General features: G+C 39.8%; 18 protein-coding genes. 9 read left to right on the top strand and 9 right to left on the bottom strand.

Going from position 1 to position 16,193, the window contains the following annotated elements; genetic code table 11:
• Positions 1-574 precede the first annotated feature (574 nt).
• The gene (locus F968_RS17725; protein ID WP_034596486.1) at positions 575-793 is read left to right on the top strand and encodes a hypothetical protein; all 219 of its coding nucleotides are present in this window, start codon (positions 575-577) and stop codon (positions 791-793) included.
• Positions 794-849: 56 nt separating this feature from the next.
• A complete protein-coding gene (locus F968_RS17720; RefSeq protein ID WP_004795206.1) occupies positions 850-1,671 on the top strand; it encodes a TorF family putative porin in 822 nt (273 codons plus the stop codon).
• Positions 1,672-1,713: 42 nt separating this feature from the next.
• Here F968_RS17720 and F968_RS17715 read toward each other — a convergent pair whose 3' ends face one another.
• Both F968_RS17715 and F968_RS17710 read right to left on the bottom strand, forming a co-directional pair.
• On the bottom strand, positions 1,714-2,592 hold the full coding sequence (locus F968_RS17715; RefSeq protein WP_004795203.1) for a dihydrodipicolinate synthase family protein: 879 nt from the start codon (positions 2,590-2,592) through the stop codon (positions 1,714-1,716).
• 16 nt (positions 2,593-2,608) lie between these two features.
• Positions 2,609-3,385: an aldolase gene (locus tag F968_RS17710; protein ID WP_004795201.1), complete on the bottom strand. Its 777-nt coding sequence runs from the start codon at positions 3,383-3,385 to the stop codon at positions 2,609-2,611.
• 111 nt (positions 3,386-3,496) lie between these two features.
• Here F968_RS17710 and F968_RS17705 point away from each other — a divergent pair, with 111 nt between their 5' ends.
• Positions 3,497-4,945 (top strand): MocR-like pyridoxine biosynthesis transcription factor PdxR, encoded by a 1,449-nt coding sequence (locus F968_RS17705; RefSeq protein ID WP_004795200.1) that lies wholly within the window; start codon positions 3,497-3,499, stop codon positions 4,943-4,945.
• 6 nt (positions 4,946-4,951) lie between these two features.
• Here the strand turns inward: F968_RS17705 and F968_RS17700 are convergent, their stop codons facing one another.
• The 3 genes from F968_RS17700 to F968_RS17690 all read right to left on the bottom strand — a co-directional run bounded on the left by F968_RS17700 (position 4,952) and on the right by F968_RS17690 (position 7,379).
• Entirely contained in the window at positions 4,952-5,497 is a 546-nt protein-coding gene (locus F968_RS17700; RefSeq protein ID WP_004795196.1) for an NADPH-dependent FMN reductase, read from the bottom strand.
• Positions 5,498-5,598: 101 nt separating this feature from the next.
• Positions 5,599-7,086 carry a YifB family Mg chelatase-like AAA ATPase gene (locus F968_RS17695; RefSeq protein ID WP_004795194.1) on the bottom strand — a complete coding sequence of 496 codons (1,488 nt, stop codon included), beginning with the start codon at positions 7,084-7,086 and terminating at the stop codon, positions 5,599-5,601.
• A gap of 65 nt (positions 7,087-7,151) precedes the next feature.
• Positions 7,152-7,379: an accessory factor UbiK family protein gene (locus F968_RS17690; RefSeq protein ID WP_004795193.1), complete on the bottom strand. Its 228-nt coding sequence runs from the start codon at positions 7,377-7,379 to the stop codon at positions 7,152-7,154.
• Between the two features lie 278 nt (positions 7,380-7,657).
• On the opposite strand from F968_RS17690, the gene glnK reads away from it, so the two are divergent.
• The 6 genes from glnK to F968_RS17660 all read left to right on the top strand — a co-directional run bounded on the left by glnK (position 7,658) and on the right by F968_RS17660 (position 13,163).
• Positions 7,658-7,996 (top strand): P-II family nitrogen regulator, encoded by a 339-nt coding sequence (gene glnK, locus F968_RS17685; RefSeq protein ID WP_000780326.1) that lies wholly within the window; start codon positions 7,658-7,660, stop codon positions 7,994-7,996.
• Positions 7,997-8,052: 56 nt separating this feature from the next.
• Positions 8,053-9,447, top strand: coding sequence for an ammonium transporter (locus tag F968_RS17680; protein ID WP_004795189.1), 1,395 nt, complete (start codon positions 8,053-8,055; stop codon positions 9,445-9,447).
• Between the two features lie 164 nt (positions 9,448-9,611).
• Positions 9,612-10,070: a transcriptional regulator NrdR gene (gene nrdR / locus F968_RS17675; protein WP_004795187.1), complete on the top strand. Its 459-nt coding sequence runs from the start codon at positions 9,612-9,614 to the stop codon at positions 10,068-10,070.
• A 15-nt stretch (positions 10,071-10,085) separates the two neighbouring features.
• Complete coding sequence (gene ribD / locus F968_RS17670) at positions 10,086-11,171, top strand: bifunctional diaminohydroxyphosphoribosylaminopyrimidine deaminase/5-amino-6-(5-phosphoribosylamino)uracil reductase RibD (protein ID WP_004795185.1); 1,086 nt, start codon at positions 10,086-10,088, stop codon at positions 11,169-11,171.
• On the top strand, positions 11,168-12,460 hold the full coding sequence (locus F968_RS17665; protein WP_004795183.1) for a DNA adenine methylase: 1,293 nt from the start codon (positions 11,168-11,170) through the stop codon (positions 12,458-12,460). Before ribD ends, F968_RS17665 begins: the two co-directional genes overlap by 4 nt.
• 43 nt (positions 12,461-12,503) lie before the next feature.
• Positions 12,504-13,163 carry a riboflavin synthase gene (locus F968_RS17660; protein WP_002121149.1) on the top strand — a complete coding sequence of 220 codons (660 nt, stop codon included), beginning with the start codon at positions 12,504-12,506 and terminating at the stop codon, positions 13,161-13,163.
• Between the two features lie 61 nt (positions 13,164-13,224).
• On the opposite strand, the gene F968_RS17655 is transcribed toward F968_RS17660, so the two are convergent.
• From F968_RS17655 to F968_RS17640, 4 genes are all read right to left on the bottom strand, one after another.
• Entirely contained in the window at positions 13,225-13,443 is a 219-nt protein-coding gene (locus tag F968_RS17655) for a hypothetical protein (RefSeq protein ID WP_004795180.1), read from the bottom strand.
• A 130-nt stretch (positions 13,444-13,573) separates the two neighbouring features.
• Entirely contained in the window at positions 13,574-14,212 is a 639-nt protein-coding gene (locus tag F968_RS17650; protein ID WP_004795179.1) for a cell division protein BlhA, read from the bottom strand.
• A gap of 37 nt (positions 14,213-14,249) precedes the next feature.
• Positions 14,250-14,657 carry a DNA polymerase III subunit chi gene (locus F968_RS17645; protein ID WP_004795177.1) on the bottom strand — a complete coding sequence of 136 codons (408 nt, stop codon included), beginning with the start codon at positions 14,655-14,657 and terminating at the stop codon, positions 14,250-14,252.
• Positions 14,650-16,098: a leucyl aminopeptidase gene (locus tag F968_RS17640; protein ID WP_004795175.1), complete on the bottom strand. Its 1,449-nt coding sequence runs from the start codon at positions 16,096-16,098 to the stop codon at positions 14,650-14,652. The genes F968_RS17645 and F968_RS17640 overlap by 8 nt, the downstream gene beginning before the upstream one ends.
• Between the last annotated feature and the right edge of the window lie 95 nt (positions 16,099-16,193).

The raw sequence follows: 16,193 nt of genomic DNA, 5'->3' as shown, positions 1-16,193 counted from the left end.
TTATTTTATATATGCTATGCAGAAATTGATTAATGTGCTACTGCTTGTTGACTAAATTTACTATTAAGCTTTTATACTTAATGTATTGTTTAAAATAAAAAAAGTAATTTATTTTTTAGTGTATTTTTACCATTTATTTTATATTCCAAGCTCAAAAAATAGTTGATTCTTCTGTTTGTTTTTTGATCTTTTTTGGTGGATATGTTTACTTTTTAATCTTCTCTTGAGTTGATTTTTTCGACAATTTATTTTTAATGTTTTTTAAAATGTTACTTTATAACGTTATTTTGAAGAGTAATGTACAAAAATAGATCACTGTAGAAGACCAATAGAATTTAGTTTAAATGGTCAAACTTAGTGCAATATTCTGCGTAAATTTTGTGCATCACTTTTTTCGTTCATATGGCTACTTAAAAAAGACCCAAAATAGTTCATAAGTTTTAAAACAAGAAAAATAAAAAAATCTCATTAAAAGAAATGCCCATTTACAGACCATCAAAAGCTCAGCTTTAAGAAATTTACGTAATTTTTATATCTCTTATTTAAGCTTAGATAGAAATTTTACATGGAGTAAATGGATACTGCTGATGTCGCTCATTTATTTCCGACAAGGTGTTTACTCATGTTGATTTCTTCTCAATGGTTGAAATTATTTTTTTATAATATTGTTTTTTATAAATATATTTTTATAAATATAAAGTGGAATTTTTCTTGTAGAGATATTTTGATTTCAATATTAATGATGTCTAAAGATGGAAAAAATGGACTTGGCACAGCAATTGCTAAAGCTTAAGTAACACAATGTGTTTTATATACATAAATCGTGCATTCATTATGGGGGAGATCAGAATGATGAAATTTGCACTTAAGGCCTTAGGTCTTGGTATCTTTGCAGCAGGTTCAACCATGGCTATGGCTGAAGATGCACCATCTTTTTATGGCATCACCGCAACAGGGAGCATCGCAGCAACCACAGACTACCGCTTCCGCGGAGTTACCCAATCATCAAATAACCCTGCAATTCAAGGTGGTTTTACTTTTTCTCATAAGTCTGGTGCTTATTTATCACTTTGGGGTTCAAGTGTTGATTTTGGAGTAACAGGCAACTCAACAGAAACTGATGTCGCTTTGGGTTATACCAATACTTTGAAATTAACGGATACGCTTGCGCCTACTTATGATGTCGGTGTAATTCATTATGGCTATATTGGTTCGGGCCATAGTTTTGACCGTAATGGCATTGGTTATGATGGTAAAAATGGTTTAGATTTTAATGAGGTTTACGGTAAATTAACTTTTGCTGATTCTTTATTTAAAGGGGATGCACTTAGCGTAGGTGTGAACTATTCAGATGATTACTGGGCTCATTCTAAGCAGTTCTGGTATTTTAATGTCGGTTATTCAGCGCCAATCGCAGATACAGGTTTTACAGGCCTTGCTTCAGTTGGCTATAACAAATTCAAAAATAAAGATGCTTTAGCCGTAGTTGCTGGTGGTCCAGGTAAAGACGATAACTATATCGATTATAAAGTTGGTGTAAATCGTAACATCCTAGGCATTTTGGCTGAGCTAGATGTAGTAGGTACAGACATTAGTACTTCTGGCATGACTGATGCTCAGAAAAAACCTTATGACACAGGTTTAGTATTTAGTTTAACTAAAACATTCTAAGTTTTGAGTTATAAAAAGCGGGTAAATAAACCCGCTTTTTTATTAGTTTTCTATTTCAGAAAGTAGCTGTTTTAATTGGCTAAGCTCAATATCCGCAGCTTTAGACAGAGGCTTACGTGGTGCCCCAGCAGCGACACCTTCTAGTTGTAAACCTGCTTTAATCGTTTTGGGCAAACCCCCAGTGACAATAAAGCGTAGTAAAGGAAGCTGCTGATAAAATGACTTCTGTGCTTGTTCTAATTCTCCATTTTTTACATATTCAATAAGCTGTTGAGGTCGTTTACCTAACAGGTTTGGTGCAGCCGTACACCAACCGCTTGCCCCAGCACATAGAGCTTCCAAAGCTAGAGGGTTACAGCCGTTATAAAACGGAAGTTCTCCTTTTGATAATTCATAAATTTTATGCATACGCTGAATATCGCCGCTACTTTCTTTCACCATCGTAATATTTGCAATGTTATTAAACATACGCACAATTAGCTCTGGTGACATATCAACACCGCTAGTTGCAGGGTTGTTATAAATCATAATCGGTAAAGTCGTTGCTTGAGCAATCGCTTGGTAATATTCAAAAATTTCTTGATCTGTGAGCTTCCAGTACGATACAGGAATCACCATAAGTGCATCTGCACCATAGCTTTGTGCGATTTGCGCCTTTTTGATGGCTTGATCGGTCGTGAGTTCTGAAATCCCAATAATGACAGGTAAGCGTTTATTAATGCTTTCAATTGAAGTCTTAGCGACTAAACACCACTCATCCCATTCAAGATAAGCGCTTTCACCTGTACTGCCTAGAGGTGCAATTGCATCGCAGCCATTTTCAATAAGCAAATCCAGCATCTGTTTTAAAACAGGAAGGTTAATGGTGTTGTCATCAGAAAAAGGGGTAACAGGGTAGCCAATAATGCCGTTTAGTTTCATGGTTGAAGTCTCTTTTTTAAATACAGTCAGAATGTTTTTTCAAAGCTTTACGTGCGTAGTAAGCAAAGTTCACTTTGTTACGTTTATCGGTAGATACCCAGTCATGAGCTTCTGTAGCTAAATCGTGTGGGATCGGCTGAATTTGCCCAGCAGACATGGCTAATAGTTGCAGTTGAGCTGCGCGTTCAATTAAAAGAGCCAAGTTGCATGCTTCTTCAATGGTTTTTCCTGTGACCAGTTGACCATGGTGAGATAACAAAACAGCACGGTTTTTACCTAAAGCAGAAGAGATCAAAATACCTTCTTCATTGCCTACAGGAACACCCGGCCAATGGCCTACAAATGAGCAATCTTCGTAAAGTGCACAGACATCCATTTGTGAAATCATGAGTGGAATTTGAAGCATCGACAATGCAGCTACATGAGTCGGATGCGTATGGATAATGCAGTTCACCTCTGGGTGTTCTTTATAAATCCACGTGTGAAAACGGTTGGCTGGGTTTGCCATACCTTCTTGATTGATAGGTTCTAAGTCTTGATTCACCTCAAGCAAGTTTGAGGCAGTAATTTCATCAAAACCTAAACCAAAACGTTGGGTAATAAAGGATTCTTTATTTTCACTACGACAAGTAATTTGGCCTGCTAAACCAGCATCATGGCCATGATCAAATAAAATACGACAAGTGAGTGCAAGCTTTTGGCGGTCAGTTAAATCTGAGTCGCTAATCCACTTTTGCATGTCTTGCTGTGCGTGTTGCATGAGATCTTGTTTGTTTACAGAAGCAGTCTTCATCTCTTCTCCAGTCCAGTTGACCAAATTAAGTAGGTGAAGGCAGAATAGAAAACAACTGGATGAATCAATACATCCAGTTTTTATAAGTTATATGGTCCAGATGGGGCAAATATGCTAAGACCTTGGCAAGTACATTTTCGTATCGATGAAAGAGAAGAAAAAACAGTTTTTTTAAAGCTTACTAACTTGATTAGTCAGGAAGTTTTAAGTGGCCGTTTGGCGCAAGGGACTATGCTGCCGGGGTCTCGTAGCCTATCAAAAGAATTAGGAATTAATCGGAAAACGGTACAAGCGGTCTATGAAGAGTTAGAAGCACAAGGATGGCTGGTGACTCGCCCCCGAAAAGGCACATTTGTGGCAGATGTTTTGCCAGAGAAACAACTCAAAATAGAGTCAATATCTGAGCGAAAAGTTAATAAGAAGCCAATTATTCAAGAAGTTGGTTTATATCCACATAACGATGGTGTGCCAGATCCACGGCTTATTCCCTACGAACTATTTTCACGCGCCTATCGGCATGCACTGATTAAGATTACTCAAAACCAGTACATGGGATATGGTGACCCACGAGGTATGATTGAGTTAAGACAAGCCTTACAACAAATGTTGTCAATGGAACGTTTTATGAATGTTGCCGCAGATGAGATTTGTATTGTACGGGGTAGCCAGATGGGAATTTTTCTTGCATCTCGTGCATTACCTAATCGGCAGGGTGTTATCATTGTTGAAGAGCTTTACTATCCATCTGCTTTTAAAGCGTTCCAATCAAATGGTTTTCAGGTCGTTTCTGTCAAATTAGATGAACAAGGTATTGTCATTGAAGATTTAGAACGGATTTTAAAAGAACATTCGGTTGCTGCTATTTATACAACTCCGCATCATCAATATCCCACAACTGTCACGATGCCAATGAATCGCCGTCTTCAACTCTTAGAGCTTTCAAAAAAATGGGGCTTTTATATTATTGAAGATGACTATGACCATGAATTCCATTATGACAGTCGGCCTATGCCACCCTTAGCGAGTTTGCCTCATTCTGAACTAGTCATTCATGTTGGCTCATTGTCTAAAGTTTTTGCACCCGGGATCCGTTTAGGCTACATCGTGGCATCGCCATCAATCATTCAATCGATTACTGAAGATATTTTATTGATTGATCGGCAAGGTAATAATATTACTGAACTTGCCTTAGCAGATTTAATGCAACGGGGTGAAATTAAAAGACACATCCGTAAAATGAAAAAAATATATCAACTACGCCGAGACCATGCGTTAGCTGAGTTTAAAAGAATTTTTGTAGGGCGTGTTCATATACAACCACCCGCGGGTGGAATGGCGTTATGGGTGAAATTCCAGAAACCATTTACTCAAGATCAGCTTATAAAATTAAAAGAACTTAACATTGATACAGAGCATAAGTTTAAACAAATAGGGTCTTCTAATTGTTGTATTCGCTTGGGTTTTGCCGCTTTATCAGAGAAAGAAATTACTTCTCTAATCGAGACCTTAGATAAGGTTCTTAATGAAACAGCGGACTCATTATCCGCTGTTTCATTTTAAGAAAGTTCACTCTAATTGGCCGTTATATGTTTGAATCTCTGAGACAAAGCTAAGCAGGAACGGCGTAATTTGTGACTTATATTCTTCAGTATGTAGTATTTCAAAAATTTGTTCGGGAGATTTACTGAGGAGAGAGAAGCGTAAAAACAAATCTTCAAAAAAGTTGCTGCTCACTGTCGAAAGTACTCTTCTTAAAGAAACTAGCATGTCGTCACCGCGACTAGATGCATGAACTAGAACAATGGGCTTGTCTATGATTTCGGTACGGGAAACCATCCAATCAATTGCATTTTTAAGACCGCCCGGAATACAACGAATATATTCAGGACTTGAAATAATAATTCCATCTGCATTAGAAACAGATTTGATGAAATCTTCCACTATGGAAGGTGTTTTTTCGCCCTCATCATCTGGAGAAAAGACAGGAAAACTATTAATTTGATCGAAAACTGAAAACTCAATACTGGACGGTGCGATATCTTTCATCGCTCGTAATAGCGCGGTATTTGTAGATGCTTTTCTTGCACTACCCGAGATAGCCAAAATTTTCATAGCGTCCTCTTTTTTGCCTTTTTATATAGGCTTTAACAAATTCTCTAATGAACAACTCATATACATATTAAAAAAGCGGATACACGATCCGCTGTTGTACCTTAAGAATGATTTCCTCGATAGGAGAGTGCTTCTGTGAGATGCGGACTTTGGATCATCTCGCTTTGAGCCAAATCGGCAATGGTCCGCGCTACTCGTAAAACACGGTGATAAGCACGAGCTGATAGATTTAAACGTTGCTGTGCCATTTCAATCATTCGCTGTGAAGTACTATCAAGTACTGCATATTGCTCAAGTTGTTTTGGTGAGAGCGCCTGATTTAAACAATTTTGTCTTTGCATTTGTTGTTCATAAGCAGAAATCACGCGTTGTCGAACACTGCTGGAGTCTTCAGCAGGTGTTGGATCTTGCAGTTCTTGAGCTTTTAACGGTGGCACATCAATATGTAAATCGATGCGGTCAAGTAATGGCCCCGATATACGGTTCTGATAACGTTTAATACTCTCAGGTGAACATTGGCAACGGCTGTCTTGGTTAAACGCATAACCACATGGGCAGGGGTTCATCGCAGCAATGAGTTGAAAGTTAGCCGGATAAGTAATTTGCCGAGCTGCTCGTGAAATAATGATTTCTTTTGACTCAAGCGGCTGGCGTAAAACTTCTAGCACTTTTCTATCAAACTCTGGAAGTTCATCTAAAAATAAAACGCCTAAGTGAGATAGGGTAATTTCACCTGGTTTAGGATGAGATCCGCCCCCAACCAGTGCAATTGCTGATGCCGTATGGTGGGGCGAACGAAAAGGACGCTGTCCAAACGTATGCGATGTATTGGAAATCGAGTAAATACTCGCAACTTCAAGTGTTTCTTGATTAGAAAGAGGTGGCAAAATTGAAGGAAGACGCGAAGCGAGTAAAGTCTTACCTGTGCCCGGTGGTCCTTTAAAGAGCAGAGAATGTCCGCCTGCTGCGGCTATTTCTAATGCGCGGCGTGGGCGTAGCTGACCTTTTACATCGGCCAAATCAAATTTATAAGGCATTTGATTTGATGCCGTTGAAGGTTCAATCGAAGATAGAGATTTCGTGCCCAGAAAATGTTCACAGACTTCTTTTAAATGGCCCACTGGATAACACTCAAGGTCCGGTAAATGGTTAATATCTTGACTATTATCGAGAGGTAAAAGCATTTTATGCTTGGCCTGTTGACAGGCCATTGCCAAAGTTAAAGTACCTGACACTGGTCTTACATGCCCATCCAGCGCTAATTCACCAATTAATTCAAAATCTTCGGCACAGTTTTCAGGAAGCTGACCAGAAGCAATTAAAATGCCTACAGCAATTGGTAAATCCAGACGTGACCCATCTTTGGGCAAATCTGCTGGTGCAAGATTAATGGTCAGCCGTTTAGTTGGAAATTGAAATCCACTATTAATAATGGCTGAGCGAACTCGGTCTTTACTCTCTCTTACAGCCGCCTCTGCTAGTCCGACAATGGTAAGAGAAGGTAAGCCTTGACTCACATGGACCTCAACTTCAATTAGAGGTGCATGTAAACCCAAAAGTCCCCGTGTATAAATTTTAGAAAAAGACATCTTATTGTTCCATTATGGTGCTTCATTTTTAATCGTTGTAAAGTATAAGTGCGCTACGTTGGTGCTTATTTTTTATTCTTTAAAGTTTCTTCTAACAGACTTACTTGTTTTTGTAGCTCTTCTAAACGTTGAGTGGCCGATTGAAGTGCGGTCTTTTGACGGTCAATCTCTTGTTTGGAAACAAGATCCAACTTTTCGACTGCTTCATTTAATAAAGCACGTAAATTTTTTTCCAAATCTTTTTTAGGCTCATCAATTTGTTCCAAAATGGCCTGTAATAATGTTTCTAACATGAGATATCCAAAGTGTTGTATTACCTTATGGTTTACAGTTTAACACTGCTTGAACGTGGGATATAGGTTTCAATTCTTTTAGTATAAATAGAACATTAAATCAGCACTCAACGATACTGAAAATTCATTTTATTTTTAATAGCTCATCTACATCTTGATCACTAAATAGGTTATAAAGAAAGTTCATGCAATAGATTCATTTCCCTCAACCTTTGAAATATTGGCATGAAAATTGAACATAAAACCTTACTGGTGAAAAGAAGCCGAAGGAAACAAACATGAAGCTTGTAACTGCAATTGTAAAACCGTTTAAATTGGATGATGTGCGTGAAGCGCTCTCTGACATTGGTGTACAAGGGATTACCGTAACTGAAGTTAAAGGTTTTGGTCGTCAAAAAGGACACACAGAACTCTACCGTGGCGCAGAGTATGTGGTTGATTTCTTACCTAAAGTAAAAATCGAAATTGCGATTAGTGATGAAATGGTTGACGCGGTAATTGAATCAATTACTCGTGTAGCAAGCACTGGAAAAATCGGCGATGGTAAGATTTTTGTGACTAACCTGGAACAAGTTATCCGTATCCGTACGGGTGAAACTGGACCAGATGCTGTCTAATTGGCACAAAGCTTGCTGAGTAGAAAATAACTCGCAAATGAGGTTGGGGGACACGAATGAAAAAAATGCTTATGGCGCTGAGTCTATCAGGCGCTCTTTTGGGTGGTACTGCCGTTTGGGCAGAAGATGCTGTAACAACGCCTACATCGGAAGTTGCGGCTACATCAACATCTCCAGCTACTGCAACCACTGCAGAAGCACCAGTTGCTGAAACTCCAGCAGCTCCAGCACCGACACCAAAACTTGATACAGGCGATACATCTTGGATTTTAGTTTCAACAGCTTTGGTTTTATTAATGACCATTCCTGGTTTGGCACTATTCTACGGCGGTATGGTACGTAAGAAAAATGTATTAAGTACTATGATGTTCAGCCTTTCCGCTGCAATTTTAGTAAGTTTGCTGTGGGTGATTGCAGGGTATTCAATCGCGTTCTCTGGCACAGGTGCATTTTTTGGTGATTTGTCTAAAGCAATGCTCAACGGAGTTGCGTTTGATGCATTGAGTGGGACAATTCCTGAAAGTCTCTTTGTTATTTTCCAAATGACTTTTGCCATCATTACAGTTGCAATCCTTAGTGGTTCTATTGCAGACCGTATGAAATATTCAGCTTTCATGGCATTCATTGCAATTTGGGTACTTGTTGTTTATGCACCAATTACTCACTGGGTTTGGGCAACAGATGGCTGGTTATTTAAAGCAGGCGCATTAGATTTTGCTGGTGGTACAGTTGTACACATCAACTCAGGTGTTGCAGGTCTCGTTGCTGCTTACATGCTTGGAAAACGTATTGGCCTGGGCCGTGAATCTATGGCTCCTCATAACCTAACTCTAACTGTTGTTGGTGCAAGCTTACTTTGGGTGGGTTGGTTCGGCTTCAACGGTGGTAGTGCATTAGGCGCGGGTGCTCGTGCAAGTATGGCAATTTTAGTGACTCAAGTTGCTGCCGCTGCTGCTGCATTCTCTTGGTTGGTTGTTGAACGTATGATCCGTGGCAAAGCATCTGTATTAGGTGGTGCTTCTGGTGCGGTAGCTGGTTTGGTTGTGATTACACCAGCAGCAGGTTTTGTCGGTGTAGGCGGTGCTTTAGTCATGGGCCTTATCGGTGGCGTAGTGTGCTTCTGGGGTATTACTGCACTTAAACGCTTACTTAAAGCCGACGATGCTTTGGATGCGTTTGGTTTACATGCTGTAGGTGGTATTGTCGGTGCGATTTTAACTGGCGTATTCTACAGTGACGAAATTATTAAAGCAGCTAACGTTACCTTAGCACCAACATTCGCTGGCCAATTATGGGTACAAGTTGAAGGCGTATTGGCAACCATGGTTTACAGTGGTATCGCGACTTTCGTTATTCTTAAAGTGATTGATCTTGTGATTGGTATCCGTGTGAACGCTGATGATGAGCGCATGGGTCTGGATTTAAGCCAACATGGCGAACGTATTGAATAATCATCATTAATATATCTGCTGTCTTAAAAGAACAGTCTTGCGCTGTGATCAAAGCGATACTTTGATCTTGCTCAGGGCTGTTTTTTTGTCTTATAGAATGCTGGTTCTGTAAGTGTAGAAATTTTGCTACACTAGGTCAAAGTAATCGACCCTATAAATCCGCTATGCATTGTCCATTTTGCAACGCCGCAGATAGTAAAGTCATCGATTCACGTTTAGCCGCCGAAGGCTGTCAGATTCGTCGACGTCGTGAGTGTGTAAGTTGCGGTGAACGTTTTACCACTTTTGAAAGCTATGAAGTGGTAATGCCCCGTGTGATCAAATCGAATGGAAAAAATGAACCTTTCGATGAGGCCAAATTACGTCGTTCGTTAATGCATGCTTTGCAAAAACGTCCGGTCACACAAGAGCAGATCGAAACAGTTTTAAGTGATATTCAGTTGCAGATTCGCCGTTTAGGTGAACGTGACGTAAAATCTAGAACAATTGGTGAAATCGTCATGCAATCTCTATTTGCCCTTGACCATGTCGCTTATGTCCGATTTGCTTCTGTATATCAAGATTTTCAGGATGTTGAGGCGTTTCGTCGTCAAATTGAGCAAATGCAACAACGTGAACAATAACTATTTGAGATTTTTATGTCTGAGTTGAAACAAGATCAATATTGGATGCAGCAAGCCATTGAACTTGCCAAACGAGGTCTATATTCGACTAAGCCTAATCCAAATGTTGGTTGTGTCATTGTCAAAGATGATCAGTTAATTGGTGAAGGCTTCCATCCTAAAGCGGGTCAACCACACGCAGAGGTCTTTGCTTTACGTCAGGCAGCTGAACAAGCACAAGGTGCAACAGCCTATGTCACGCTTGAGCCATGTGCGCATTATGGGCGAACGCCTCCTTGTGCTGAAGCACTGGTTAAAGCACAGGTTAAAAGGGTAGTTGTAGCATGTCCTGATCCAAATCCGCTCGTTGCGGGTAAGGGTGTTCAAATTTTGAAAAATGCTGGAATTGAAGTAGAAGTTGGCATTTGTGAAGATTTAGCAGAAAAATTAAATCAAGGTTTCTTAAGGGCAATGTCTACGGGTATGCCTTATGTACGCTTAAAAGTAGCTTCAAGTCTAGATGGACGTACGGCAATGGCATCAGGTGAGTCGAAGTGGATTACTGGTTCCGCTGCCCGTCAAGATGTCCAGCATTGGCGTGCCATTTCAGGAGCGGTGATTACAGGTATTGAAACTGTGATTGCAGATGATTGTCAGCTTAATGTGCGTTCACTCGGTCATATTGATATTGAGACAATTGCTCAACCAAAACGGGTTGTTTTAGATCGTCAGGGGCGTTTGCCACTTAATGCTAAAATTTTAGAAAACCCTGAAACTGTGATGGTCATGGGGCCATATCGTCAAGAACTTGCCGATTTAGGCATGATACAATTAGAAATTCAGCCTTTAAAAATACTGTTACAGACCCTATCTAAGCAACATCAAATTTATGATGTATTGGTGGAAGCCGGTGCGACATTATCTACTGCCTTTTTACAAGAAGGTTTGGTAGATGAGTTGATCAGTTATATTGCCCCAACATTCTTGGGGAAAAGTGCAAGAGCCATGTTCAATGCAGAGTTTGAATATATGGCACAACAACTTCGTTTTACACTTCTTGATGTGACACAACTTGATCAAGATATACGCTTAAGGTTAATCCCTACGCAAGAGAAAGTATGAATTCAGAGCCTTCGGTTTATCACAAACGTCGTCATGCGGCCCGTACGACAGACGAATATCTTTTCCATCAGCTTGTTCCTTACCTAGGTAACAAGCGCCGATTGCTCCATCTAATTTTAGAAGCCCTTGAAATTACAGGGACACTGAATAGCAAGAAAAAGAATCCTCCGATTTTTGCCGATTTCTTTGCCGGCAGTGGTGTCGTGTCTCGTTTGGCACGTCAAAATGGTTACCGTGTGATTGCAAATGACTGGGAACCTTATAGCCATGCTTTAAATCATGCGATTTTAGCTTGTACCGATGCACCTGCATTTAAAGAGCTAGGTGGCTATCAGAAGGCAATCGACTATTTAAATCGCTTACCTGAAGTTAAAGGTTGGGTAACGCATAACCTTTGCCCCCGTAACGATGATGTATACGATCCAGCTCGTGACCGTTTATTTTTTAAACGCCGTAATGGTATGCGTATTGATGCGATTCGCCAGCAGATTGCAACATGGCAGGCACAAGGTGCAATTAATGATGTAGAGATGAGTGCTTTGCTTGCACCATTACTCTATTCAGCAAGTTTTGTGAGTAACACCAGCGGTGTATTTAAAAGCTTCCATCAAGGGTGGGGCGGACGTACACAAACTGCATTGGAACGAATTGAGTCATTGCTTTGGTTAACACCAAGCCGTTTTTGCGAGATTGGTGACCGTAAGCGTCCTGCTGCTGAAATGTGGTGTGTAGATTCACAGCATCTCGCAAATCAAATGAGTGGTTTTGAAGTCGATGTTGCCTATCTCGATCCACCCTATAACCAGCACGCATATAGTAGTAATTATCATGTTTTGAATGCATTAACTTTATGGGATCAGGTCGATTTACCATCACCAGATACTAAAGGTTATAAGAGTGGAATTGATAGAGCTTGGCGTAAAGAGCGTCCAAGTCCATATAATTCTTCTAAATATGCAAAAGATGCGTATGAAAAGTTACTTTCAACCATCAATGCCCGTTATATTCTGACCAGTTATTCAACTGATGGTAATATCGAGCCTAAAGATTTGCTTATGGCTAATCTGGAGCGCGGCAAAGTGACCTTGTTAACACAAGATGTTCCACGCTATCGAGTAAGTAAACAGCGACAGTCTGAACGTGCACGCGTGCTTGAGTTTATTGTGATTACTGATACTCATGCTAAGTCAGGACCACCATTGCGTCAGTTATTAGGCCAGCTTTACCACTTCGCCGAGCTAGGTGGTGTAGATACTTCAGGTAATAGTACACAGCTCGCACTTTGGTAAGCGCTGCAATTTAAGCAGTGTAAAAAGATTTGGAGATTGAGCCATGTTTACAGGCATTATTGAAAGTTTAGGAAAAGTTGAAAGCCTGCAAAGCGTAGGTGGTGATGTGCGTTTACGTATTCAGACTGATCTGGATATGTCAGATGTACATTTGGGTGACTCAATTGCGACCAATGGTATTTGTCTCACCGTGATTGAATGGGGCGATAATTGGTACGCAGCGGATGTTTCTCGTGAAAGCTTGAATCGAACAACTTTAGGTAACTGGAAAGTTGGGCAACGTGTCAATGTTGAAAAGGCAATGTTACCGACAACACGCTTTGGTGGACACATTGTGAGTGGCCATGTTGATGGTGTGGGTGAAATTACTGTAGTACGTGAAGATGCTCGCTCAATCTATTATGAAGTTACAGCACCGACAGAACTTGCTAAATATTTAGCCGAAAAAGGTTCTGTGACCGTAGATGGGATTAGCTTAACGATTAACCACTTACGTGGAAATATTTTAAGCTTAAACTTAATTCCGCATACAGCAGAGCGTACTAACATTGGAACATGGCAAGTTGGTAGCAAAGTAAATCTTGAAGTCGATGTTTTGGCGCGTTATATCGAGCGTTTATTGCTAGGTGACAAAGCAGCTGAACAAAAAACAGAGTCAAATATTAGTATGGCTTTTTTAGCTGAGAATGGTTTTTTAAAATAAAAAGCTAAATCGTTAAAATAAAAAAACCGGACACTTGTTCCGGTTTTTTTATTTTGAAAATTTATTGCTTGGTTAGCGTAACCGAGTTTGTGCCGACCCATGGTTTATTATGTTGGGTGCGTGTAATTGAAAATTCGCCTTTTTCTGACTCTCGTGTGAGTAAGATAGATAAAGAGTTAAAGTCGTTATGACTCATATAAAGTTCTTGTGCTGAAAATGTCCATTGTTCACCCTGATTAAGCTGCTCAAGTTGCTTTGAAATCTGATGCGGAATGTCCATTTTTACCCTCATTAATTTTCATAAATAACCATGCGGTATTCTAATAATTATTTGAACTAAAAGAATATTGTGCATGACTATTCTGTGACAATTAAATGTCATTTTTATGACAAAGAGAGTCTTAAAAACTTTACTTTTCTATTTTTTCATCAGAAAACTTAGAATTCTTTAAAATGTATTCAATTTCTTCTTGAGCTGCCGAATTTAGCTTAGCTCGGAAAGCTGTTACAGACTGTTCAATTAAGCTCTCAGCTTCAAGTTCTAAACGAATGCGTAAACTTTCAAGCTCAGATAAGATTTGATCATCGGTAATACTAAGTTTTACGCCAGCAGAGTAATTGACTGCCGGTGTTTCAGGGTTTTTCTGATAACGCGCAGTTTGCTCTGCAACCTCTTGTTCTAAATGACTACGTAATGTGTGTAATGTTTCAGTCTGTTCATTAAATTTTCGAACTTCGTCTGCTTGCAACTCCGCAGCATAAGCAGCTTCTGATGCACGTTTGTCAGCAAGCGATTTTTCTAAAGCGAGTTGACGACGAATACGTGCTTGCTCAATGAGCTCTGCTTTAAGATCTGCGTAGGCTTGTTCAATTTTTTGCTGTGATTCTAACTGCGCTTTTTCATCATTTAAAACCCAAAGCTGAATAGGCGTTTGAGGCTCTAGTAAGTCACAAATACGTGCCAGATCCTGTTGATAGGTATGACGGACAGCTTCAGGCGCATTTAACCATCTTTTTTTAAAATCTTGCCCGACATTTAATGCCACCATGTTTCTCCTTGATCAACAGTATTTACATTTTAGCGCGTTATAATTTAAAGGTCCGCGGTTCTATACCCAAACGGCGATACATTTTAAATTTTTCTCGACCAATTTGCTTGGCTGTTTCATTATTTTCAACAATTTCTATAATGTGGCTAAAATGATCAACTTGTTCAAGTGCATGATTGTTAAAATTAAATACTAACAGGCCTTGTTCAAGTGGTTGTTTAGCCGAAATACATACAGCAGCATCAGTCTGATCAACGTCATGCGTAATGAAACTGACAGGGTCGAATTCCCATAATCTTTCATCAAGCATCTGTTGTAGCTGCACATCTGGGCAATACCACCAGATTTTAGGATGCTTCTGTAATATTTTTCGACATAAACGGCAAGCACTATCGACTTGCCGTTCTTCGCTGGTTTCAAACAGATAAAAACTAACTTTAGCCATTCGTATTTACACGATTCGCTAGAAATTGCATGAGTAATGGTACTGGACGACCGGTTGCACCTTTAGCTGGACCAGATAACCATGCTGTTCCTGCTACATCTAAATGAGCCCAACGATATTCACGTGTAAAGCGCTCAAGGAAACATGCAGCTGTAATTGCGCCGCCATATGGTCCACCGATGTTTGCAATATCCGCAAATGGTGAATCAAGTAATTCTTGATAATCATCAATCACTGGCATACGCCATACACGGTCAAACGATTGTTCACCAGCTTGTTGGAGCTCTGCTGCCAAAGCATCATCTGGTGAGAATAACCCACTGAGTACTTTGCCTAAAGCAACTACACATGCACCTGTTAAGGTCGCAATATCAACCACGACTGCTGGATTAAAGCGTTTAATATAGGTCAATGTGTCACACAGTACTAAACGGCCTTCAGCATCTGTATTTAAAATTTCAACAGTTTGACCGCTCATGGTTGTCACAATGTCACCTGGACGAGTTGCTTTACCAGAAGGCATATTTTCTGCTGCTGCAATTGCACCAACTACATGAATAGGAAGTTTTGCTTCGCATAAGGCACGAATGGTACCAAGTACAGATGCTGCGCCACACATATCGAATTTCATTTCATCCATGCCAAGGCCTGGTTTTAATGAAATACCACCTGTATCAAAAGTGACGCCTTTACCTACTAAAACAACCGGAGCTTGATCAATCTGTGCTTGATATTCGAGCGTTACAATACGGCCCGGACGTTCAGATCCTTTGCTGACTGCAAGAAAAGCATACATGCCTAAATCAGCCATTTGTTGCTCATTTAAAACAGTTACTTTAAGTAAGTCAGGGAATTCTGCGGCTAAAGCTAGAGCTTGTTCTGCCAAATATTCTGGGAAACAAATATTGCCCGGACGGTTGCCAAGATCACGTGCATAAGACTGACCAGACTGTACTGCATGTACTAAAGCCAGTTGTTTTTCATCTAGGCTAGTCGTTGAACTAATTAAATCAACCTGTTGTAACACAAATTCATTTTTTTTCGATTTAAACTCATCATAACCATAAGCTGCTTGAGTTAAGCTTAAAGCAAATAAATAATGGTGCTCGACAGGTAACGCAGCAATATCAATTGCGATATGCTTAAATTTATTTTGTGTCGATTTGATAATCGTTTGGGCAAGTTTAGCGAGCTTGACTGCCTGAAGTTCAGCCGTTTTTCCTAAGCCAAGTAATTGGCTGTGAGGCTGATTTGAAATCTGACCAAATAAAGGCAGAGTTTCATTGAAGTTGCCTTTAAATTGGGTAGCGTTCAGAACGCTTTCTAGGTTATTGATTTGATATGTGTTGACGTTGCTTTGTAGCTGTTCTGAATCAACTAAAACCCACAAAGATTCATTAGATGTCTGTTCGGGAAAAGTTGTATAAGTTGTAAATTTCATGGCTGTCGTGATTGCCTATAGAAAGTTATGATGAATTAAAACATTGAAACACTTTCAAGCATAGCGTTGCAATGTGCGGTTTTATATTTTTAACA

Origin of the sequence: Acinetobacter sp. NIPH 817 (assembly GCF_000368405.1) — a bacterium.
Classification (GTDB): Bacteria; Pseudomonadota; Gammaproteobacteria; order Pseudomonadales; family Moraxellaceae; genus Acinetobacter.
Note: the sequence above shows the minus strand (reverse complement) of the source record. Positions and strands in the feature narration are given on the sequence as shown.